This window comes from Brinjal little leaf phytoplasma (assembly GCF_978563805.1).
The window spans coordinates 1-23,332 of record NZ_CEAFKD010000001.1 but is presented as its reverse complement, the minus strand read 5'-3'; the positions used below and the strand labels follow the sequence as shown (position 1 = coordinate 23,332).

Annotated in this window: 22 protein-coding genes and 4 tRNA genes; 23 read left to right on the top strand and 3 right to left on the bottom strand. The window is 22.7% G+C overall.

Translation table 11 applies throughout. From position 1 onward, the window contains the following. The first annotated feature begins 96 nt into the window (after nt 1-96). From ACTCUI_RS00130 to ACTCUI_RS00115, 4 genes are all read left to right on the top strand, one after another. Entirely contained in the window at nt 97-519 is a 423-nt protein-coding gene (locus ACTCUI_RS00130) for an HIT family protein (protein WP_463430581.1), read from the top strand. A 52-nt stretch (nt 520-571) separates the two neighbouring features. Then, nucleotides 572-1,228 carry a PAQR family membrane homeostasis protein TrhA gene (gene trhA / locus ACTCUI_RS00125; protein WP_463430579.1) on the top strand — a complete coding sequence of 219 codons (657 nt, stop codon included), beginning with the start codon at nt 572-574 and terminating at the stop codon, nt 1,226-1,228. A gap of 58 nt (nt 1,229-1,286) precedes the next feature. Continuing rightward, a complete protein-coding gene (locus tag ACTCUI_RS00120; protein ID WP_463430761.1) occupies nt 1,287-1,610 on the top strand; it encodes a cyclic-di-AMP receptor in 324 nt (107 codons plus the stop codon). A 71-nt stretch (nt 1,611-1,681) separates the two neighbouring features. After that, the gene (locus ACTCUI_RS00115) at nt 1,682-1,909 is read left to right on the top strand and encodes a 30S ribosomal protein S15 (protein ID WP_463430577.1); all 228 of its coding nucleotides are present in this window, start codon (nt 1,682-1,684) and stop codon (nt 1,907-1,909) included. A gap of 65 nt (nt 1,910-1,974) precedes the next feature. Here ACTCUI_RS00115 and ACTCUI_RS00110 read toward each other — a convergent pair. Beyond that, nucleotides 1,975-2,049: transfer RNA gene (locus tag ACTCUI_RS00110), tRNA-Gly, on the bottom strand. A gap of 69 nt (nt 2,050-2,118) precedes the next feature. Beyond that, nucleotides 2,119-2,192, bottom strand: a tRNA-Thr gene (locus ACTCUI_RS00105). 151 nt (nt 2,193-2,343) lie between these two features. Between ACTCUI_RS00105 and ACTCUI_RS00100 the strand changes: the two genes are divergently transcribed. The 10 genes from ACTCUI_RS00100 (at nt 2,344) to ACTCUI_RS00055 (ending at nt 10,499) form a co-directional block, all read left to right on the top strand. Continuing rightward, nucleotides 2,344-2,694, top strand: coding sequence for a cold-shock protein (locus ACTCUI_RS00100; RefSeq protein WP_463430575.1), 351 nt, complete (start codon nt 2,344-2,346; stop codon nt 2,692-2,694). A gap of 172 nt (nt 2,695-2,866) precedes the next feature. Then, nucleotides 2,867-4,015, top strand: a complete 1,149-nt coding sequence (gene metK, locus ACTCUI_RS00095; RefSeq protein ID WP_463430573.1) for a methionine adenosyltransferase — start codon at nt 2,867-2,869, stop codon at nt 4,013-4,015. A gap of 75 nt (nt 4,016-4,090) precedes the next feature. After that, nucleotides 4,091-5,515 (top strand): proline--tRNA ligase, encoded by a 1,425-nt coding sequence (gene proS, locus ACTCUI_RS00090; RefSeq protein ID WP_463430571.1) that lies wholly within the window; start codon nt 4,091-4,093, stop codon nt 5,513-5,515. Between the two features lie 324 nt (nt 5,516-5,839). Next, nucleotides 5,840-7,162 carry a ribosome biogenesis GTPase Der gene (gene der, locus ACTCUI_RS00085; protein ID WP_463430569.1) on the top strand — a complete coding sequence of 441 codons (1,323 nt, stop codon included), beginning with the start codon at nt 5,840-5,842 and terminating at the stop codon, nt 7,160-7,162. Further along, nucleotides 7,162-8,148 carry an NAD(P)H-dependent glycerol-3-phosphate dehydrogenase gene (locus ACTCUI_RS00080; protein WP_463430567.1) on the top strand — a complete coding sequence of 329 codons (987 nt, stop codon included), beginning with the start codon at nt 7,162-7,164 and terminating at the stop codon, nt 8,146-8,148. Before der ends, ACTCUI_RS00080 begins: the two co-directional genes overlap by 1 nt. 118 nt (nt 8,149-8,266) lie before the next feature. Further along, nucleotides 8,267-8,590 (top strand): HU family DNA-binding protein, encoded by a 324-nt coding sequence (locus ACTCUI_RS00075; RefSeq protein WP_463430565.1) that lies wholly within the window; start codon nt 8,267-8,269, stop codon nt 8,588-8,590. Nucleotides 8,591-8,685: 95 nt separating this feature from the next. Continuing rightward, nucleotides 8,686-8,883, top strand: a complete 198-nt coding sequence (locus ACTCUI_RS00070; protein ID WP_463430563.1) for a hypothetical protein — start codon at nt 8,686-8,688, stop codon at nt 8,881-8,883. Nucleotides 8,884-8,976: 93 nt separating this feature from the next. Further along, the gene (gene rpmG / locus ACTCUI_RS00065) at nt 8,977-9,126 is read left to right on the top strand and encodes a 50S ribosomal protein L33 (RefSeq protein WP_273585314.1); all 150 of its coding nucleotides are present in this window, start codon (nt 8,977-8,979) and stop codon (nt 9,124-9,126) included. A 23-nt stretch (nt 9,127-9,149) separates the two neighbouring features. Continuing rightward, nucleotides 9,150-10,406 carry an aminopeptidase P N-terminal domain-containing protein gene (locus ACTCUI_RS00060; RefSeq protein WP_463430561.1) on the top strand — a complete coding sequence of 419 codons (1,257 nt, stop codon included), beginning with the start codon at nt 9,150-9,152 and terminating at the stop codon, nt 10,404-10,406. Between the two features lie 19 nt (nt 10,407-10,425). After that, nucleotides 10,426-10,499, top strand: a tRNA-Cys gene (locus ACTCUI_RS00055). Between the two features lie 159 nt (nt 10,500-10,658). On the opposite strand, the gene plsY is transcribed toward ACTCUI_RS00055, so the two are convergent. Next, on the bottom strand, nt 10,659-11,288 hold the full coding sequence (plsY, locus tag ACTCUI_RS00050) for a glycerol-3-phosphate 1-O-acyltransferase PlsY (RefSeq protein WP_463430559.1): 630 nt from the start codon (nt 11,286-11,288) through the stop codon (nt 10,659-10,661). A 548-nt stretch (nt 11,289-11,836) separates the two neighbouring features. Here plsY and ACTCUI_RS00045 point away from each other — a divergent pair. From ACTCUI_RS00045 to ACTCUI_RS00005, 9 genes are all read left to right on the top strand, one after another. After that, nucleotides 11,837-13,036, top strand: a complete 1,200-nt coding sequence (locus ACTCUI_RS00045) for an aminotransferase class V-fold PLP-dependent enzyme (RefSeq protein ID WP_463430557.1) — start codon at nt 11,837-11,839, stop codon at nt 13,034-13,036. 300 nt (nt 13,037-13,336) lie between these two features. Next, the gene (gyrB, locus tag ACTCUI_RS00040; protein WP_463430555.1) at nt 13,337-15,250 is read left to right on the top strand and encodes a DNA topoisomerase (ATP-hydrolyzing) subunit B; all 1,914 of its coding nucleotides are present in this window, start codon (nt 13,337-13,339) and stop codon (nt 15,248-15,250) included. 46 nt (nt 15,251-15,296) lie between these two features. After that, complete coding sequence (gene gyrA, locus ACTCUI_RS00035; RefSeq protein ID WP_463430553.1) at nt 15,297-17,822, top strand: DNA gyrase subunit A; 2,526 nt, start codon at nt 15,297-15,299, stop codon at nt 17,820-17,822. A gap of 117 nt (nt 17,823-17,939) precedes the next feature. Further along, entirely contained in the window at nt 17,940-18,425 is a 486-nt protein-coding gene (tsaE, locus tag ACTCUI_RS00030) for a tRNA (adenosine(37)-N6)-threonylcarbamoyltransferase complex ATPase subunit type 1 TsaE (protein ID WP_463430551.1), read from the top strand. 61 nt (nt 18,426-18,486) lie between these two features. After that, complete coding sequence (gene tsaB / locus ACTCUI_RS00025) at nt 18,487-19,041, top strand: tRNA (adenosine(37)-N6)-threonylcarbamoyltransferase complex dimerization subunit type 1 TsaB (protein ID WP_463430549.1); 555 nt, start codon at nt 18,487-18,489, stop codon at nt 19,039-19,041. 54 nt (nt 19,042-19,095) lie between these two features. After that, entirely contained in the window at nt 19,096-20,091 is a 996-nt protein-coding gene (gene tsaD / locus ACTCUI_RS00020; protein ID WP_463430547.1) for a tRNA (adenosine(37)-N6)-threonylcarbamoyltransferase complex transferase subunit TsaD, read from the top strand. A gap of 54 nt (nt 20,092-20,145) precedes the next feature. Continuing rightward, nucleotides 20,146-21,768 carry a glutamine--tRNA ligase gene (gene glnS, locus ACTCUI_RS00015; protein ID WP_463430545.1) on the top strand — a complete coding sequence of 541 codons (1,623 nt, stop codon included), beginning with the start codon at nt 20,146-20,148 and terminating at the stop codon, nt 21,766-21,768. A 19-nt stretch (nt 21,769-21,787) separates the two neighbouring features. Then, nucleotides 21,788-22,858, top strand: coding sequence for a DUF2130 domain-containing protein (locus ACTCUI_RS00010; protein WP_463430543.1), 1,071 nt, complete (start codon nt 21,788-21,790; stop codon nt 22,856-22,858). A 309-nt stretch (nt 22,859-23,167) separates the two neighbouring features. Next, nucleotides 23,168-23,253, top strand: a tRNA-Tyr gene (locus ACTCUI_RS00005). The last annotated feature ends 79 nt before the right edge of the window (nt 23,254-23,332 follow it).

The following is a 23,332-nucleotide window of genomic DNA, read 5'->3' as shown; positions in this document are numbered from 1 at the left end:
TTGTTATTTTCGGAATTATATTTTAATAAAAAATATGTTAAATTAAATTTTTTTATTTAAGTTATTAAATAAAAGAATGGGAGAAAGTTTTTTTATATGTCTACTATTTTTACGAAAATTATTAAAAAAGAAATTCCTGGTTATGTTATTTATGAAGATGAATTAGTTATTGCTTTTTTAGATATTATACAAGCTACTAAAGGTCATACTTTAGTTGTTACAAAAGAAGAATATAAAAATATCGAAGATGTACCTCCGAACGTTTTTCAACATCTATTTGGTATAGTTCAAAAAATAAGTAAAATTTTAATTAAAACTTTTAATTGTAAAGGCATTAATTTAATAAATAATAATGGTGTTACAGCAGGACAACAAATATTTCATTATCATGTCCATTTATTGCCTCGTTTTTCCTATAGAGAAATTAAAATTATTTCTAATGATAACAGTGATAAATTGACGAATCATAATTATCAAGAACTTTTAAAACAAATTTTAAGTAATTTAGATAAAAAATAAATAATTTAATAAATTATTATTATTAATATAACGAAGAAAGTGAAAAAATAATATGAAATGGCCTACAAGAAAAAGTCGAAAACAAATAGTATCAGAAGAAATTTTAAATGCTGTATCTCATGGTTTAATGGCTATTTTTAGTATTATTATTTTTTTTATGTTTTATAATAAAAAAAACAAATTTGAATGGCCTTTGTTTTGTTTTACATTAACCATGTTTATACTTTATTTAATTAGTTTTTTATATCATTCTTTATCTTTTACAAAAGCTAAAATACATTTTCAAAGATTGGATCATATTTGTATTTATTTATTGATTTGGGGTAGTTTTTTACCTTTTTTATTTTTAAAAATAAGTTCTTATGAATTAGAAATATTTTTTTTCATTTTACAATCTTTTTTAGTATTAATAGGTATTTTGTTTAAAATATTTAAAATGAATAAAGGTAATAAAGTTCATTTAATTTTTTTTTTATTATTGGGTTGGAATGGCATTTTTATTATACCTAAATTGGCGAGTGATTTTCAGGAAGATTATAAAATATTGTTGTTTTTGTTATTGGGAGGTATTTTTTATAGTATTGGCGTTTTATTTTATAAAAATTTATATAAAAAATATTATCATTTTATTTGGCATGCATTTGTTATTTTAGGAAATTTATGTCATGTTTGTTCTGTTTGGTTTTATTATTGTGTAATTAATAAATAATTAATTATTTTATTTTTTGAAAAAATAATATATAATATGATTGATTATGGATAATGGAATGAAATTAATTTTAGCAATAATGTCAAATGAAGACGCCAATAAGGTACAAGAAAATTTAAATAAAGAAAATTTTTTTAGCACTAGATTAACTACTAAAGGAGGTTTTTTAAAAGCCAGTAATACTACTTTTATTATAGGTTTAAAAAAAGAAAAAGTAGAACAAGTTTTAGATATTTTAAGAAAACATTCTAAAACTAAAACACAATTAATCCCTAATAACATTTTAAATGAGATGAGCATTTATGCACCTTTATCTTCTGAACTTACTGTCGGAGGAGCTACTGTTTTTATTTTGGATATAGAAAAGTTTTTGAAAATATAAAATTATAAAAAATGAAAATTAACATTATATTTAAATTAAGTTTTAATTTGAAAGGAAAATAAATTTATTTTATGACTTTAAATAAAGAACAAAAAAAACAAATCGTTAAGGAGGCCATTAATTTTGAAATTAATACAGGCCATCCCCAAGCACAAATTAATAAATTATCTCAAAAAGTAGATCGATTAAATGAACATTTAAAACAACATAAATTAGATTTTCATTCTAAACGTGGTTTTTTAATGAAAAAGAAAAAAATAAGTAAATTAACTAAATATTTAAATTCTAAAACTAAATAAAAAAAACTATCTTTATTGAAGATAGTTTTTTTTATTTTTAATTATTATTTTACTTTTATTTTTTTTGGAGCGAATGAGGGGAATCGAACCCCCGTCTCATGCTTGGCAAGCATGAGTAATAGCCACTATACTACATTCGCAATTTTAAAATTGATTTAAAATAAACACTTAACTATTATAACATAAAAAAAATATATATCATAAATTATTGGTGCCTTTAACAAGAATTGAACTTGTATTTTGTCATTACCATTGACATGTTTTTCCATTAAACTATAAAGGCTTTTTTTATATTTTTTTTATGAATTTATTTTATCATATTTTAAATTATTTGTCGGATATATTATAAAAAAATGTTTATTTGCCTAATATTTAGTATATAATATAAGTGGTTTTTAATCTAATATATAAAAAAGGAGTTTTAAAATTAACTAATGGACAAAAGAAAAAAGATTCAATTTAAAGGTGTTGTTAAATGGTTCGATAAAACTAAAGGTTATGGTTTTCTTAAATCAGTACAACCTCTACGTGAAGTTTCATATGATGAAATTACTGAACAATTTTCGTTAAATGAGTCAGAAATAGATCAATTAATTGATAAAAGAGATAGAATGGAAGATGATTTATTTTGCCACTCTAATTATATTATAGAAGGAAATAACAAAGAAACGTCTAGTCATTATCAAGATAATAAATATAAAAAATTAGAAGAAAATGATGAAGTAACGTTTTTTATTAAATTAGTTAAAGATAGAGAACAAGCTTGTTATATTGTTTTAGTTTAATTTTTTATAAAAAATTAATATTTTATAAAAAAAGATTCAAAAAAAGATTTATTGGATCTTTTTTTAATTAAAAAAAGGATTTTATTTTTTTGAATTAAAAAAAGAAACAAAATTGACTTTTAATATTATTAAAAAGAATAATATTAATATATAAAATTACCAGGAAAATTATATGAAAAAATTTAGTAGTGAATCAGTTACCAAAGGCCATCCTGATAAAATAGCAGATCAGATTTCTGATGCTTTATTAGATGTTTTTTTAAAAGGTGATCCCGAATCTAAAGTAGCTATCGAAACTGTAGTTACAAAACAAAAAGTTATTATTCTAGGCGAAATTAAAACTTCTTTTAGATTAAGTTCTGAACAAATAGAAAAAATTGTTAAAAATATTGTAAAAGATATCGGATATGATCGAGAAAAAGATAATTTTTGTTATCAGAATTTATCTATTTTAAATTTTCTTCATGAACAATCTAGAGAATTATCAAATATTATTGATAAAGGCGCAGGCGATCAAGGATTGATGTTTGGTTATGCTTCTAATGAAACGAGTTTGTTTTTACCTTTAAATTTTTTTTTAGCTAGAAGTTTATCTTTAAAGTTGACCGAAGTTAGAGAAAACAAAATTCTTCCTTTTTTGAGACCGGACGGAAAAACTCAAGTTACTTTAGTTTATGATGAAAAAAATAAACCTCTTTATATAGATTCTATTGTTATTTCAACTCAACATGAAGAAAATATTACTCAAAATTTTTTACAACAAAATATTTTACGACATGTTATTAATCCGATAATTAATCCTAAACTTATCACTGATAAGACCAATTTTTATATTAACCCTTCAGGAAGTTTTGTTATCGGAGGGCCTTTCGCTGATACAGGTTTGACAGGTCGTAAAATTATCCAAGATGCTTATGGTGGAGAAATTCGTCATGGAGGCGGTTGTTTTAGCGGTAAAGATGCTTCTAAAGTAGATAGAAGCGGAGCTTATATGGCTAGATATTTAGCTAAAAATATTGTTGCTGCTGGTTTATGTGATAAATGCGAAATACAAATTTCTTATGTTATAGCTTTTGATAAACCTGTAAGTTTTTTTATAAATACTTTCGGGACTAATAAGGTATCGGAATTTTTGATTCTTAAAATGATTGAAGAAAATTTTGATTTAACTCCAAAAGGTATTATTAAAATATTAAATTTAAAGAAACCCTTGTTTCGAATAACATCTTGCGAAGGACATTTTGGGCGAAATGATAATTTATTTCCTTGGGAAAGAATAGATCAAATCAATCTTTTTTCTCAATTATTAAAAAAACAATAATTTTTATTTTTTATTAAATAGAAATAATTTATTATAATTAGGTTATCATATAGTACAAAAGGAATTTATTTTAATATGAAAAAATTTAAACTGGTAAAAGAAATAACTCCGCGTGATTTAGATTTTGGTAGATGGTATAAAGAAATTTGTTTAAAATCAGAATTATTGGATTATTCAGATATTAAAGGTTTTTTTATTTATTTGCCTTATGGATATGCTATATGGGAATTGATTCAACAATTTATAGATAAAAAATTAAAAATACTTAATCATCAAAATGTTTATTTTCCTTTATTATTTACTGAAAATTTATTTCAAAAGGAACAAGAACATATTGAAGGTTTTGCTCCTGAAGCTTTGAAAATTAAAGAATTTAACGAAGAGGAATTATTAGAAAAATTAATAGTTAGACCGACTTCGGAAGTTTTATTTTCACAATATTATTCTAAAAAAATATTTTCTTATCGTGATTTACCTAAATTATTCAATCAATGGTGTAATGTTATACGTTGGGAAAAAAATAATAAACCTTTTTTAAGAAGTAGGGAATTTTTATGGCAAGAAGGACACACAGTTCATGCTTCAAAAGAAGAAGCTATAAAAGAAACTAATGTAATATTAAATTTATATAAAAAATTAGGCAAAGATCTTTTAGCTATTCCTTTTATTTCGGGTAAAAAAACAGAATTCGAAAAATTTAAAGGCGCTGAATTGACTTATTCTATAGAAGCTTTGATGCATGATAAGCAAGCTCTTCAAGCAGGAACTTCTCATTATTTAGGTACTAAATTTTCTAAAACTTTTCAAATTAAATTTCAAGATTCTAATTTACAAACTAAATTTGCAGAACAAACTTCTTGGAGTATTTCTACAAGATTAATAGGAGCTTTGATTATGATTCATGGAGATGATGAAGGATTAGTTTTACCTCCTTTTATCGCTCCTATTCAAATAGTTATTATTCCTATTAAAACTTCTGACTTAAAAGTTTTAGAAAAAACTAATGAGTTATATAAAAAATTACATAAAAAATATAGGGTTGTTTTGGATAACCAAAATAAAAATATTGGTTGGAAATTTAGTCATTATGAATTAAAAGGTGTTCCTTTAAGAATAGAATTAGGAACAAGAGATTTACAAGAAAATAATATTACGATTTTTACAAGATATAATTTTCAAAAAAAAGTTATTAAAGAAAAAGATTTATTAAAAGAAATTCCTGTTTTGTTAAAAACAATTCATAAAAACATGTTTCAAAAAGCTTTAGATTTTTTAAATCAAAATATATTAGAAGTAAAAACTTATGAAGATTTCAAAAAAAATCTTAAAAATACGGGTTATATTAAAATGAGTGTTCATGAGAATGAAGCGGAAAAAATTATAAAAGAAGAAACAGGAGCAACAGCCAGAGTTATTATTTCACAAAAATTAATTACTAAAATATGTCCTGTTACTAAGAAAAAAGCTAATCAAACAATTTTATTCGCCAGAGCTTATTAAAATATATACTTTTAGAAATAATAAGAAGTTCATTATATATTTTTTTCGAATTAAAAAGCTTTCGGAAAATTTAAATTTGAATTATTTATTTCAATTCTTTATTCAAATAAAGTTATTTAAATTTTTTATTTTTATATATAAAGAAGATATAAAGATAGATTTAAAAAAAGTAATTTTTTTCGAATATATAAAAAAATAATAAATATTAAATTTATTTTTCTTTTTTATTTTAATGCGAAAATATTTTTAATTTATTTAGCATAAAAAAGAAATATTTTATGAAAAATAATATTTTTAAATATCAATAATAATAAAGAGTAAAATATGAATTTTAAAGTAGCTATTATAGGTAGACCTAATGTAGGAAAATCTAGTTTGTTTAATCGGATTTTAAATAAGAGGTTAGCGATAGTTTATGAAAAAGCAGGAACTACTAAAGATCGTATTTATGCTGAAGCTACATGGTTAAATCAAAAATTTTTTATTATCGATACTGGCGGTATTGTTTTTGAGAATACTCCTCTAATTCAACAAATTAAATATCAAACTGAATTAGCTATTTCGGAGTGTGATTTAATTATTTGGGTGACCGATGGACAAAATGGATTATCACAAGAAGAATTTGAGATAACTAAATTATTATATAAAAACAATAAAAATGTTATTTTAGCGGTTAACAAAATAGATAATGTTATGTTACATGACAATGTTTATGATTTTTATTCTTTAGGATTTAGCGATATTATTGGAATTAGTGCTCAACATGGTATTGGCATCGGTAAATTATTAGATAAAATTATTTCTTATTTGCCACGAAATAAAAAAACAATAAGTAATTATTCAACTGAAGATTTAAAATTTTGTTTAGTAGGACGTATTAATGTTGGCAAATCAACTTTAACTAATGCTATATTGTCACAAGAAAGAATGATTGTTTCTGAGATACCCGGCACAACAACAGATGCTGTTGATACTATTTTTGAAAAAAATAACCAAAGATATCATATAATAGACACTGCTGGTTTTCGTAAAAATAAAAATTTATACGAAAAACAAAATAAATATAGTTTTTTAAGAGCTTTAGATGCTGTTGAAAGAAGCGATATCGTTTTTTTTGTGTTGGATATCAATCAACCTATCACTGAACAAGATAGAAGTATTGCGGCTCTTATTTTTAATTATTCAAAACCTTGTATTATTGTTTGTAATAAATGGGATTTATTAAAAGTTTCTGATAAAGATATGAAAAAATTTGAAGTTCTTATGCGAACAGAATTTAAATTTTTGGTTTACGCTCCTATAGTTTTTTTATCTGCTAAGAATAAAAAAAGAATTCATACTTTGTTTACAACCTTAGATAAAGTTTTTTCAAATTATAAACAAAGATTTTCTTCTCATTTATTAAATGATATTTTAAATGAAGCTGTTCAACTTAATCCTCCTTCTTTTTTTAATCAAGGTAAAGCTAAATTTTATTATTTAAAACAAGTAGCTACTAGAAGTCCTGAATTTATTTGTTTAGTTAATGATCCTAAGTTTATTCATTTTTCCTATGAAAGATTTTTGAAAAATCAATTAAGAACAAATTTAGAATTAATTGGTATTCCTTTAAAAATAATTTTTAAAAAGAAAGAAGTTTTTATTTAATGAAAAAAATTACTATTATTGGGGGTGGCGCTTGGGGTTCTACTGTAGCACAAGTGTTAGCTGATAATAAAAATGAAATATTGATTTATGATATGAATAAAGAATATATCAATAAAATAAATCAACATAAACATCCTTGTTTTGATGTTGTGTTATCAGATAAAATTCAAGCTACTGATGACTTAAAAAAAGCACTTGATTTTTCAGATTTTATTTTTTTATCTGTACCAGCCCAAAGTATGAGAAATTTATTTCAAAAAATTAATAAAAATTTAACTTTGGGAAAAAATTTTATTAATTTATCTAAAGGAATAGAATTTAAAAGTAATAAAATTATTTCCCAAATTATTCAAGAAGAAATACCAGCAAATAAAATTAAAAATTATGCTTTTTTAGCTGGTCCATCTCATGCAGAAGAAGTAGTTTTGAGAAAAATCACTTTTTTAAATGCTGTTTCTTTGAATCAAAAGTTTGCTTTAACAATCAGTCAAATGTGTTCTAACGCAACTTATTTAAAGGTATCTACTTTTAGCGATGTAGCAGGTTGCGAAATTTGTTCTTCTGTTAAAAATGCTTTAGCTTTTGTTAGTGGTATTTTAGATAATTCTCGTTTTTTAACTAATGCTCGTTCAGCATTTATTACTTTTAGTCTTGTTGAAATGAAAAAAATTTTAATTTTATTTTTAAATTCGAACTCTACTGAAACTTTTTTAAGTTTAGTTGGAGTAGGTGATTTAATAGTTACTGTTTTTAATAAAAATTCTCGTAATTATAAAGCTGGTAAACAAATTCAAATGGGTCAAAGTTTAGAACAAATTTACAATAAAAAAACTCAAGTTATCGAAGGATTTTATAATTTAAAGGTTTTTTATCATTTAGCTATCAAAAATAAGGTTAATTTACCTATTATTGAAAGTGCTTATAAAGTAGTCTTTGAAAACGCATCTATTGATGATATTTTATTCAATATTTTTAATAAATATTAAAGAAAATAATTAAAATTATTTTGTATTTTGTTAATTTATGTTTATAATATTATTTTTTATGTTAAAATTTTACTAGGTTTAATTTAAAAAATAATGAAAAATAGGAGAATTAAAAATAATGAATAAATCAAAGTTAATTAGTGAAATATCTAGTAAATTAGGCATGAAAACAGATCAAGTAGATAAATTTTTATCTTGTTTAAGCGAAGTTACAGCTGAAAATTTAAAATTGGAAAAAAAATCTAACCCAGAAGCAAAAGTAATTAAAGTAATTATTGGTGATTTAGGAGCAGTTCACTTAAGACATAGAAAAGAAAAAATTTGTAAAGTTCCTAAAAGTGAAAAAGTTTTAACTATTCCGGCTCAAGATGTACCAGTATTTAAAATAAGCAAAAAATTTAAAGATTCATTTAAATCTTGGAAAGATATAAATATAGAATAGAATATTCTTTACAAAAAAATATATTTTTAAAAAATTAAAAATATTTTTTTTATGTTATTTGTATAATCATAAAAATAAAGAAGGAATTTATTATTGTGGCTTGGCATAATGACACTTATATTATTGGTGAAAAAGTTAAAGTGTTAAATGAAACAGAAATAGGAGTTGTTACTCGTATTGATTTCCGAAAAGGTTTTATTTGTGTATTATTCGAAAGGACGAGAGAAGTCATTTATGATTATCCTTTATCTCTAGAAAACGGTACTATTACATCTTTAGTAAAAAAAAAATAATATTTTTGTGAAATAAATTATTATATTAAATTTAGTATTATTATTTTTATTACGAGTTATAATAGATATAATAATAAAAAAGGTTTGAAAAAAATGAGTACTTTAGTAAAATTAATTTGTACAGAATGTGGTAGAGAAAATTATCATACTTATAAAAATAAGAAGAATCATTCAGGTCGTTTAGAATTTAAAAAATACTGTCCTTTTTTACGTAAACATACCGTGCATAAGGAAAAAAAATAAAAAAATTACGGAGTTTAATCAAAATGTTATCTTTTTATTCTAAAAAACGTTCTTTATTGCTTTCTCGAATGAACAAAGGTAGTATCGCTTTATTATTTTCTAATCCTAGTAATTTTTCTATTGATTTAAAATTTCCATTGAATAAAAATTTTTATTATTTAACAGGAATAGAAGACAATAATGTTGTTTTATTGCTTGTTAAAGGTCAATATGGCTATGAAGAGTCTTTTTTATTTTTAAAATCTAATGATGTTTTAAAAAATAAATGGGATGGTGAAAGCTTAACTTTTAAAATAGCATCGGAATTAAGCTCCATTCCTTTATTAAATTGTTTAGATATTAATAATTTAGATTCTTTTTTAGTTAGATTATTAAACACCTCAAGAATTTCTAAATATGGATTTATTGAAAATTTTTATTTGGATTTATCTAAGGAGAGTTTAAATGAATTTTCTAATTTATCTTTAATTAAAGCTAATTGGCTTTCGAAAAATTATCCTTATATAAAAATTTATGATCTTTGTAGTTTTTTAATAGATATGAGAATTATCAAGGATGAAAGAGAAATTTATTTAATTCAAAAAGCGATTGAAGTTCAAACTGAAGCTTTAAAAGAAATGACTCAAATTATAAAACCTGGTATATATGAATATCAATTATCAGCATATTATAATTATTTTTTAGCACAAAGAAATCTTAGCTCTTCTTTTAATAATGTTATAGCTTCTGGTAAAAACGCTACTATTTTACATTATAGTAAACAACAAGATAAAATTAAAGAAAATGATTTAATTTTATTGGATTTAGGCGTCAATTATAATAATTATGCCTCTGATATTTCTATATGTTTGCCTGTTAGCGGAAAATTTACTTCGCAACAAAAAATTATTTATAATATAGTTTTAGAAACAAATAGAAAAATTATTGAATGGATTAAACCGGGATATACTTTTGCAGATATGAATGCATATGGCAAAGATATTTTAATAAAACTCCTGCAAGAGCATAATTTATTAAAAGAAAATGAAAAAATAGAAAAGTATTGTTATCATGGTTTAGGTCATTATTTGGGTTTAGATGTTCATGATGTCGGAAATATGAATGAACCTATACCACATAATAGTGTTATTACTATAGAACCTGGTTTATATTTTGAAGAATTTAATTTAGGTATTAGGATTGAAGATGATATTTTAATTAGAGATGATGGTAATATAAATTTAACCGAACATATTCCTAGAACAATAGAAGACATTGAATTTTTAATGATAAAAAAGTAAAATATTTTTTTATTATTAGGGCCCTGTAGCCAAGTGGTAAGGCATGGCTCTGCAAAAGCTTGATCGGCGGTTCAAATCCGTCCAGGGCCTCCAAAGGTTTATTTTTTATTATCTTTAATAAATAAAAAATATTTGAAAAAAAATATTAATCACTTATTTTTTTTCAAATATTTTTTTTAAATTTTTTTGATAAAAAATTTTAGATTATAAATGACAAGCCTGAATTATTTTAAGAGATTTTAAGAAAATATTTTATTTTTTTTTAACAAAATTAAATTTATTTTCTTGTTTTTTTATTAAATTTTTAATATTATTTAGATGTTTTATAAAAATAATAATAGTAATAATTAAAATTAATGAAAGTCTTTTTTTATCTACTAAAACAACATCTTCTTTGTTTGGTGAGTAAAAAATATATCGAACCCATAATAAAATATTAACTAATAAAGTAGATATAATTGAGGCAACAGAAGCATAACCCCAAATTCTTATAATAATAATAAAGGATAAAATACCTGATAATCCAATATAAAGGTTTATAATCGTAATAAAACCTACTGAAGTCGCTATTGCCTTTCCGCCTTTAAATTTATTAAAAATAGAAAACATATGCCCCACAATAACAGCAGTCCCATAATAAAATAAATATTCATTGTTGTTTTTCATAAAAAATAACCAAAAACCTTTAAAAAAATCTAAAACAAATACAATTAAACCGTATTTGAAACCTAAAATTCTAGTTGCATTTGAAGAACCTATATTTTTAGAACCTAATAAACGTAAATCTTTATTTTTAAATGTTTTGCTAATTATTAAACCTACAGGTATAGAACCAATTAAATAACATAAAATTATTATTAAAATATGTTGTGCAATTTCCATTTTTTATTTCCGCCCTTTTAAAAAAAATTTCAAAACATAAATGATAATAGTTGAAATTAGAAAAATTTAATAAACTATAAATATATTTTTATAAAAATATATTTTTCTATTTTATATTTTCAAAAAAATTTATATAAAAATTAGTCAATCTATTTTAAGAAATTTATTTTAATTTTTGAAAGTTAAATTTAATTTAGATGTAATATTTTTTATTTTAAAATATTATTTTATTATTTATTAATTGATAATATAGCAAAATAATATTTATTTTAAAGTTATTAATTAAATAATTAAGTTAACTAATTGTATTAATTTAAATTATTATTTTTTTATTAAACATATTATTATAATATAAAAGTAATTGTAATTAGTAAACAAATAAATTTTTTGGATGGAATGTTTTTTTATTTTATTTATTTATATTTATAATTCTCTTTTTTTATTAGAGGTCTAAAATTTGTTTGATTTTAATAAAGTAATATTAAATATAATTATTTTTTCAAAATATTTTTTTGTGTTTTTATATAGAAAGGATAATGTTGTTGTAAATGAAAAAGATAAAAAATTTTCGTTCTTTTTTTCCTATTTTTACAAAACATCCTGAATTGATATATTTTGATACAGCAGCCACTTCTTTAAAACCTTATAAAATGATTGAAGCTTTAATAGATTTTTATCATAATAATGGTTTAAGTATTAGAAGTTCTAATCCTTTGAATTTAGAAAATGATAAAATTTTAGAAAGAACAAGGCAAAAAACCGCATTTTTTTTAAAAGCACAACCAGAAGAAATTATTTTTACTAAAGGAGCCACAGATAGTTTAAATATTATTGCTCAAAGTTTATCTTCTTTTATTTTGCCGCAAGACGAAATTATTGTTTCTTCTTTGGAACATAATTCTTCTTTTTTGCCTTGGATGGAAATCGCTGATCAAAAAAAAGCAAAATTAGTTTTCATTCCTTTAGATTCACAATATCAAATTCAAATTGATAATTTTAAAAAAGTTTTATCACATAGAACCAAAATTATAGTTTTGACTCATGTATCAAATGTTTTAGGCCATATAACTCCTATTCGAGAAATTACTGCTTTAGCTCGTAAAACAAAAGCTTTAGTTATTTTAGATGCTTCACAATCTGCAGCACATATACCTTTAAATGTTGGAAGTTTAGATATTGATTTTATGACTTTTTCAGCACATAAAGTATATGGTCCTTTTGGTTTAGGTATATTGTTTGGTAAAAATAAGTTTTTAAAAAAATTAAAACCACCTTTTGTAGGGAGCGGCAGTATTCAAGAAATTGATATTCAAAAAAATAATTTTCTTTTTCTTGATTCACCTTATAAATGGTTAGCTGGTACACCTAGCATTGCCAATATTATTGCTTGGGAAAAATCTTTAGAATTCGTTGAAGAACTGGGTTTAACTCAAATTTTTGAATATGAAAAAAAAATAGCTCAATATTTGTTTAATAAATTGAGTCAAATGCCTAAAATTAAAATTTTTACTTCACAAATAACTAATATTATTAATTTTAATTTTGTTAATTTGCATTCCCATGATATTGAGCATTTTTTAATTCAAGATAATATTTATGTAAGAACAGGACAATTTTGTTCCCAATTAACTTTAGAACAAATGAGAGAAATCAGTACAATAAGAGCTTCAGTTGGTATTCATAATAATAAAAATGATGTCGATTTATTAATTAATAGTTTATACAAAGCTTACAATTTTTTTTATTAAAAAAGTTTTTTCAAGATGATAAATAGAATCTTAGATAATTTTTTTATTTTGATAAATAAATTTTTATTAATTTTTGGAAAGCGATAATAAAAATTTATTGTTGAAATATATTTTGACAATAATTATTTATTGAAATAAAAAATACGTAAAAAACGTTATTTTTGTAACATTATTCTTTTTTTATGTTATAATATTTTATAAAATGTTTTACAAATTGATTTTTGTATTTATTTAATTAAATCAAATTTTTATTTTATTATTAATAACATCAATAAATAGCAAAGGGTTTTGGATTTATAAATGGCTAAGGATAAAAAATATAATGCTGATAGTATTCAAATTTTAGAAGGATTAGAAGCTGTTAGAACAAGACCTGGTATGTATATCGGATCTACTTCTGAAAAAGGCTTATATCATTTAGTTTGGGAAATTTTAGATAATTCTATTGATGAGTCATTAGCAGGATTCGCTGACGAAATTACTTTAGAACTTTTAGATAATAATGTTATTCGTATTTCTGATAATGGAAGAGGAATACCTATTGATATTCATCCAAAAACTAATAAACCGGCTGTAGAAACTATTTTGACTACTTTACATGCGGGCGGTAAATTTGATAATTCTTCTTATCAAATTTCTGGAGGTTTACATGGAGTTGGAGCTTCTGTTGTAAACGCTTTATCTTCTTGGTTTTCTGTTGAAATTCATTTAAATAAAGAAATATATTATCAAAAATATGAAAAGGGTATTCCGACGACTCCTTTACTTAAAAAAGGGTTTACAAAAAGAAAAGGTACAATAATTACTTTCACTCCTGATCCGACTATTTTTGAAAATATGGAAAATTTTAATTATAAATTGGATGTTTTGAAAGAAAGGATTCAACAAATAGCTTTTCTTAATAAAAATATTAAATTAAATATTATTGATAATCAAAAAACTCCTCCTCAAAGTTTTAGTTTTTGTTATAAAGAAGGAGTTAAAGAATATATTTCATATTTAAACCAAAACAAAAAAACTTTAAATCAAATTTTTTATAAAGAATATTCTTTTGATAATATTTTTTATGAAATCGCTTTCCAATATTCTGAAAATTATAGCCCAAATGTTTATTCTTTTGTAAATAATATTCCTACTAAAGAAGGCGGTACACACGAAGAAGGTTTTAAAATAGCTTTAAATAGAATTTTAAATAAATATGCTAAAGATAAAAAGATTTTAAAAAAAGAAATTAGTTTAATTAGCGAAGACACTTTAGAAGGTATTACAACTATTATTTCATTAAAATGTTCTAATCCTTTATTTGAAGGTCAAACTAAAAATAAATTAGGCAATCATGAAGTAAGACAGTTTATATCTAAATCTTTTGGCGAATCTTTAGATACTTATTTGTTAGAAAACCCGCAAGAAGCTAAAAAAATCATTGAAAAATGTTTATTATCTATGAAAGCTAGAGTAGCTGCTAAAAAAGTACGCGAAATAACTAGAAAGAAAATGTCTTTAGAATTGTTAAATTTTGATTCTAAATTAACTGATTGTTATAATAAAGATCCTAATTCATCAGAATTATATATTGTAGAAGGTGATTCAGCAGGTGGATCCGCTAAACAAGGAAGAGATTCTCACTTTCAAGCTATTTTACCTTTAAGAGGGAAAATTCTAAATGTAGAAAAATCAAATGTAGAAAAAGTTTTAGGTAATAATGAAATTGTTTCTTTAATACAAGCTATAGGAACAGGTATAGATAAAGAATTTAATTTACAAAAAGCTCGTTATAATCGTATTATTATAATGACGGATGCCGATGTGGATGGAGCTCATATTAGAACTTTAATCCTTACTTTCTTTTTTAGAAACTTAAGACCTTTAATTGAAGAAGGTTATATTTATTTTGCTCAACCACCTTTATATAAAACAGAATGTAATAAAAAAATTAAATATTTTTATAATGAAAAAGATTTTAAAGATTATAAAAATGAAATGGAAAGCAAAAATAAAAAAATTCATTCACAAAGATATAAAGGTTTAGGAGAAATGAATCCAGAACAACTTTGGAATACTACTATGGATCCAAAACAAAGAATTTTATTAAGAGTATCTTTACAAGATAGTTTAGAAGCTGATAAAGTTTTTGATAAATTAATGGGAAAAGTAGTTTCTCAAAGAAAAGCATTTATCGAACAAAATGCTACTAAAGCAGATATAGATGTTTAATTTTATTAATATTTTTCCGAAGTATTAAAAAAAAGGCGATAAAATTATGTTAAATAAATTGAAAAAAAATAATTCTTTTGATGAATCTAATTCGATGGATGATCCTAATAATATAGGGGAAGTTCAAGAAGTTAATATTAACGACGAAATGGAAAAATCTTTTTTAGATTACGCGATGAGTGTTATTATTTCTAGAGCTTTACCAGAAATTCAGGATGGTCTAAAACCAGTTCAAAGAAGAATTTTATATAGTATGAAAGAATTAGGTGTTGTCGCTCAATCTAGTTACAAAAAAGCCGCTAGGGTTGTCGGTGATGTTATGGGTAAATATCATCCTCACGGAGATAGTAGTATTTATGAGGCGATGGTAAGAATGGCTCAAAATTTTAATTATCGTTATCCTTTAGTTGATGGACATGGTAATTTTGGTTCTATTGATGGCGATTCTGCTGCAGCAATGCGTTATACAGAAGTACGTATGTCTAAAATAGCTATGGAATTAATAAAAGAAATAGATCAAGAAACTATTGATTTTGTTGATAATTATGATAATAGCGAAAAAGAACCAGTTATTTTACCAACAAGTTTTCCTAATCTTTTAGTCAATGGAGCTACAGGAATCGCTGTTGGAATGGCCACTAATATTCCTTCTCATAATTTAGGTGAAGTAGTGGATGCTTTAGTTGCTTATATCAATGACAAAACTATTTCTATTGTTGATATAATGAAATATATTAAAGGTCCAGATTTTCCTACAGGAGGCGAAATTTTAGAAGCTGACAATTTAAAAGAAGCTTATGAAACAGGTAAAGGGAAAATAATTATTCGTTCTAAAACAGAAATTGTAATGTCCGAAAAAAACAAAAGTTCAATTATTATTACTGAAATTCCTTATCAAATTAAAAAAAGTAATTTAATTAAAAATATTGTCTTTTTGTATAGAAATAAACTTTTAGATGGTATTACAGATTTAAGAGATGAATCTTCAAATCGTAAAGGTATTAGAATTGTTATTGATTTAAAAAAAGATGTTAATCCTGAAGTATTTTTAAATAATTTATATAAACGTTCTCAATTACAAGTATCTTTTCATTTTAATATGATTGTTTTAATTAATAAAAAACCTCAACTTGTTAATTTAAAACAAATTTTAGAAGCTTTTTTTAATTTTAGAATAGATATAATTAATCGTCAAAAAAAATTTGAATTAAAAAATGCTTTAAATAAAAAACATTTAATTCAATCTGCAGTAATTGTTTTAAATGATATTGATGCTGCCATTGAATTAATTAAAAGTTCTAAAGATGTAAAAGATGCACGCGAAAAATTAATGTTAAAATATAATTTTGATCAAATTCAAAGTAAATACATTTTAGAAATGAGTTTACAAAAAATAACTAACTTAGAAATAGAAAAAATTAGAATAGAAGAACAAAATTTAATTCAAAAAATTGAAGAATGTGAAAAAATTATTAATTCTCAATCTGAAAAAGAAAAAATTTTAAAAAAAGAATTACTTCAATTGAAAAAAACTTTTAAAGATGAAAGAAAAAGTTGCATTAGAAAAGATGTTGATGTCCATATAACTGACGAAGATTTAATAAAACCAGAACGTATTTTGATTACTATCACTAATAAAGGTTATATTAAACGTTTAGGCTTAGATACTTATAAAAAACAAAACAAAGGTGGCATAGGTGTTAGCGGTATCACTATGAATGAGAATGATTTTGTTAAACATTTTGTTACTACTTCTACTCATGACTATCAATTGTTTTTCACTAATAAAGGTAAAGTATATCGTATGAAAGGTTATGAAATACCTGATTATTCAAGACAAGCTAAAGGTATACCATTAATTAATTTAATTCCTTTAAGTGAAGGAGAATTTTTAACTTCTGTAACAAGTATTAATCCTGATCCAAATAAAAATAATAATTATTTAGTTTTAGTAACTAAAAAAGGTTTAATAAAACGAAATAATATTAAAGATTATCAAAATATTCAAAATAAAGGAAAAAAAGCTTTTACCTTTAAAGAAGAAGATGATGAAGTTTTAACAGTTTTAAATAGTTTAGGTAATCAAGATATTATTATGGCTAGCTCTAATGGAAAAGCAATTCGTTTTAATGAACAATCTATTAAAATAACTAGTAGACAAGGTAGCGGCGTTATCGGGATGAGACTAGATGATGATGAAAATGTTATAAGCGCTACTGTTATTGATTCGGATAAACAAGATATTTTGGTTTTAACTGAATTAGGATATGGTAAAAAAAATAAAATTAACAAATATAAAATCCAAAAAAAAGGTGGTAAGGGAATTAAAACCTTAAAAATCACTTCTAGAAATGGACAAATCATTGCTTTAAAAACTATTTTACATGGTGATGAACTAATTTTAATTTCTAATCGCGGCAAAGTGATTAGGTTATCAAATAATAGTGAAATACCAATTCTTAAGTCTAAAGTTACTCAAGGAAAGAAATTAGTAAAATTAAAAAAAGATGATAGATTAGTTAATATTGTTGTTGTTAATAATAAAGATAAAGATAAAATAGAAGTACTTTAAATTAAATATTTTTTAATATAAATCATCTAAGGAGCAAAAATTATATAAATTAGATGATTTTTTATTTTATTTTGTTATTCTAAAAATAAATAATTTATATTTAAGGTTTGATAAAATATGTCAGAAAATAAAATAATAACTTATTCTACAATAACTTTGTCAGAGCTTCAAACTAAACATTTAGGTTTTAGTTTGTGTCAAACACTTCTTAATAAATATGTAAACCTTAATAAAAAAATTTATATTATTATAGAAGGCAGGATTGGTTCAGGTAAAACAATTTTGACTAAAGGGATTGCTCAAAAATTAGGTATTCGAGAAGACGAAGTCACAAGCCCTACTTTTCTTTTATTAAAAACTTATAAGAATAATATAAAAAATTTACATCATTTAGATTTGTATCGTATTTTAGATAATAAAAATGAAGAAAATGATCGTCTAATAGAAATAGAAGAATTATTAGAAAATACATATAAAGGGGATATTATAGTCATTGAAACGATTATAAATATAATGCATTTGTTGGATGAATGGGATTATTATATTCAAATTAAAGTTTTAGATAATAAAAACAGAAATATTATTATAAAACAAAATATTTAATTGCAATGTGTATTTTATATTAATTTTTTGAATTTAGAAAGTGTATTTATATGGTTTGTAAATGAACAAGTATATTATTTTAGATGTTTCTACTAATTGTCAGTTAGTTATTTTAAGCACAAAAGAAGAAATCATTAGTATAAATAAAAATTTATTTAAACAAAATTTTGTTTCTGAAATGATTCCGTTAATTTCTCGAATATTAAATAAAAATAATTTGAAATTAAAAGAATTAAAAGGTATTATTGTAGGGGTCGGTCCTGGTTCTTATATAGGTAGTAGATTGGCTGTTTTAACTTCTAAAATTTTATCTTTAGAATTAAATATACCTTTATATCAAATCAGTAGTTTATTACTTTTATCTAGTGGTTATAAACAAGATATAAAAACTCCTAAAATTTATGCTAATAAAAATTGTTTCTATAGTTTAAGTTTAAAAAATCAAAAAATTATTTTAATCGAAAATATTTATACAAAAGATTTTTTAAATGATTTTGAAAATCATATTTTATTAGAAGGGAACAATTTTAAAATATCTCCTTCTAATTTTTTTAATCATTTAAAGGAAGTGCAACAACCTTCTTTGTTTGTTCCTCGTTATTATATTCGTTCTTAAAATATAAACTTTTTATTTTATTTTTTAAAAAAAGACATAGGATATTTTTTTAATATGATAATCTTATCAATAGAAACTAGTTGTGATGAAACAAGTGTTTCAATTACTGAAAATGGAAAAAATATTTTATCTAATATTGTTTGGTCACAAATAAAGTATCATAAAGAATTTGGCGGAGTAGTGCCAGAATTAGCCTCTCGTAAACATGTAGAAACTATTACTTTGGTTTTGCATAAAGCTTTAAAAGAAGCTAAAATAACTCCTCAAGAAGTTGATTTAGTAGCAGTGACTCAAGGACCAGGTTTAATCGGTTCTTTGTTCGCTGGGATTAATGCAGCGAATACATTTGCTTATATTTATGACAAACCTTTAATGGGTGTTAATCATTTAATAGGCCATATTTATGCTGCTCAAATAGAATATGAATTAAAATTTCCTTCTTTAATTCTTTTGGTTTCGGGAGGCCATACTGAATTATTTTATTTAAAAAAACATTTTGAAATTGAAAAAATAGGCACTACTTTAGATGATGCAGTAGGCGAAGTGTATGATAAAATTGCCAGATGTTTAAATTTAGGATATCCTGGTGGACCTATCATTGAAAAATTATCGCATGAAGGAAAAGATAATTTAGCTTTTACTCGTCCTTATTTAAATAATAAAAATTTAAATTTTAGTTTTTCTGGTTTAAAAAGTCAAATTATAAATTTTATTCATAATACAAAGAATTTAAATGTTAATAATGTTTGTGCTTCTTTTCAAGGAAGTATAATAGATGTTTTAATACATAAAACAAAGAAAGCTTTAAAAATATACCCTTCTAAACAACTTGTAATTGTAGGCGGCGTCGCTTCAAACCAATTTTTAAAAAAACAATTTCAAAATGTTTTCCAAGACTTAGAATTAATAATTCCTTCCCCTAAATATTGTACTGATCAAGCTGCTATGATTGGGATTGCTGCTTATTATCAAAATATGTTTGGTTATCCAAAAAGTAAAAAAAAATATAATTTAACAGGAGATCCTAATTTATCTTTATTTTTTCAATAATTTATAAATGTAATTATGTATATTACTTAAATAAGTGAGGTTTTTATTTATTTTATGTTGCAAGAATCCAATTTTATTAAAAGCATTATTAAAGAAGATTTGGCGAAAGGAAAATATAAAACAATTATTACTCGTTTTCCTCCTGAACCAAATGGTCTTCTTCATTTAGGTCATGCTCGTTCTATAATTATTAATTTTGAATTAGCCAAATTTTTTAATGGTAAAAATTATTTAAGATATGATGATACTAATCCTACTGTAGAGAAAAAAAAATATTTAGATTTTATTTTAAAAGATGTGCAATGGTTAGGTTATACTCCTGATAAAATTTGTTTTACTTCTGATTATTTTGATATAATTTTTGAAAAAGCAATTATATTAATTAAAAAAAAATTAGCATTTGTAGATGATTCAAATGAAGAAGAATTAAAAAAACAAAGAGGCGATTTATTTCGACCGGGAAAAAATTCTTCTTATCGTGATCGTAGTGTAGAAGAAAATTTAGATTTATTTATCAAAATGAAAAAAGGATTTTTTAAAAAAGGCACAAAAGTGTTAAGAGCTAAAATTGATATGGCAAGCCCTAATATGAATTTAAGAGATCCTGTTTTATATAAAATTCTGGATGCTTATACTTTGAAACAAAAACATCATTTTATTTTCCCTTCATATGATTTTTCTCATCCTTTATCAGATTCTATTGAAAGCATTAGTCATTCTTTATGTTCTATAGAATTTGAAGATCATCGATGTTTATATAATTGGGTAATAAAAGAAACTGAAATGGAACATATTCCGACTCAAATAGAATTTGGTAGATTAAATATGGCTAGAACAGTTTTAAGTAAAAAAAGTTTAAAATTTTTAGTTAATTCTCGTTTAGTTAATGGTTGGGATGATCCTAGAATGCCTACTTTAATAGGGATGAAAAATAAAGGATATACTCCAGAATCTATAAAAAAATTTATTCTTGATATTGGATTATCAAAAAATAATTCTTATATGGATCAAAATATGTTAGATTCATGTTTAAGAGAAGATTTACAAAACAAATCTCCAAAAATAATGGCTGTTATAGATCCTTTAAAAGTAACTATTATTAATTATCCTGACGATAAAATAGAATCTCGAGAAATACCTTATCATAATAATTTGGATTTTTTAGGTTCACGTAAAGTATTTTTTTCTAAACATGTTTATATCGAAAAAAAAGATTTTGAAATCGAAAAATCTGATCCTAAATCTAAAAAATTTTTCTTAAATGGGGAAATAAGATTATTTTATTTTTATTTTATTAAAGCTATTGATGTTATTAAAAATAATAAAGACGAAATTATTGAAATTTTAGCAACTTATGATCCTAAAACTAAAAGCGGTAGTTCTTTTAATGAAAGAAAACCTAATGGTACTATTCATTTTGTAGAAAAGAATACATTAAAAAAAACTATTATAAATTTTTATCAACCACTTTTTATAAGTGAAAATCCTCAAGATTTAAAAGCAGAATTTAATTATTCATCTTGGATTAAAAAAGAATGTTTTATTGAAGGAGGTTTAGATAAAACACAAAATTATGCTAAATTTCAATTTATTAGAAGAGGTTATTTTTGTTTAACAAATATAACTGACCAAATAATGTATTTTAATGAAATTATTTCTTTAAAAAAAATTAAATAAATAGAGATAAAGATAAAATATGAAAAAAATAAAGGTTTTAATTAAAAATTCATATGAATTAGAATTACAAGAAAACGGTTCTAAAGGAGATATTATTGATCTTAAAGATTGTTTAGAATTAAATTTAACTTTATTACAAAAAAAAATAAAAGAAGAAGAAATTCAAGATATAGTTTCAAAGATAAAACAAGAATATGAACAGAAAGTTATTATGTCTAACAATGAAAAAGAATTTTTGTTATCTAAATCATTAATGGAATTAGAAAATAAAAAAAATAATGAAATTTATGAATTGAAAAATGAAATTACCAAATTAACATTAACTAGATCTAATTTTAATATTAAATTAATAGGTGAAAATTTAGAAATATGGTGTGATAACGAAATACAAAACCAAATATTAATTATGGATGATGTTTCTTGGTATAAAGATAATGAAATTATAAAAGGAACTAAAGGCGATTTTATTTATAAATTACATTTTGATGAAAATAAAAAAGAAAATGAAATTTTAACTTCAGCTCTTTTAGAAATTAAAACAGAAGTCAAAAATTTACAAAAAAGCCCAAAACAAAAAAACGAACATTTTTTTAAAAAAATAGATAAAGATCGTAATAATAGAAATTTAGAATTTGCTCTTTTGATAAGCGAATTAGAATATAATAAAGAAAATGATACACCTGTTAAAAAGGTGAGCGGATATAAAAATATGTTTATTGTTCGACCTCCTTATTTAGTTATTTTTTTGAATATTATTACTGCTTTAGGACGCAAAAATAAGGAATTAATTTTAGCTATTTCACAAAAAAAACAAGAATTTTATAAAGAACAAGAAATACAAGATAATTTTCAAAAAATGAAAGACAAAATTTTAAATAATTCTCTAAAGAACATACAAAATAATTTAGTAAAAATTTATGAGGAAAATGAAAAAATTAAACAAATATCTAAATCTTTAAATAATTCTTCTTTAAAAATTCAAGAAAAAATTGAAATTATCTCTAAAGAACATTTAGAAACTATTTTTAATCAAATTACAAATTTTAATATAAATAAAATTATTAAAAAAATAAATTCTTTAGATAAATAGATAATCATTCATATTTTTTATATTTTTTTTAATAATTTGGATATTTTATATATTTTTATAAAATAAAAAATTATTATTTTTTAATTTTTTCGGAATTTTATAAAAAATTTATGTAAAATATTATAAGTATTGAACAAATTAATTTTTTAAAAATTGAAATTTTTAAAAATGATGATATTTTTTATAAACTTAAAAAAATTAATTTTATTTAAATTTGTTTTGTTTTTTTTATAAATTATGTTAAAATTATTTGTACTTCTATTTTAGAAAAAAGTTTAGTTTAATTATTTTATTTCTTTTTATAATTTTGGAGGGGTAGCGAAGTGGCTAAACGCATCAGTCTGTAAAACTGCTCCGTAACAGGTACGATGGTTCGAATCCATCCCCCTTCACCATTTAAGAATTAATTTTTTTATTTATATCTTATGATTAAACTTATTTCTTTGAAAACTGAAGATGATATTTTAAACGATT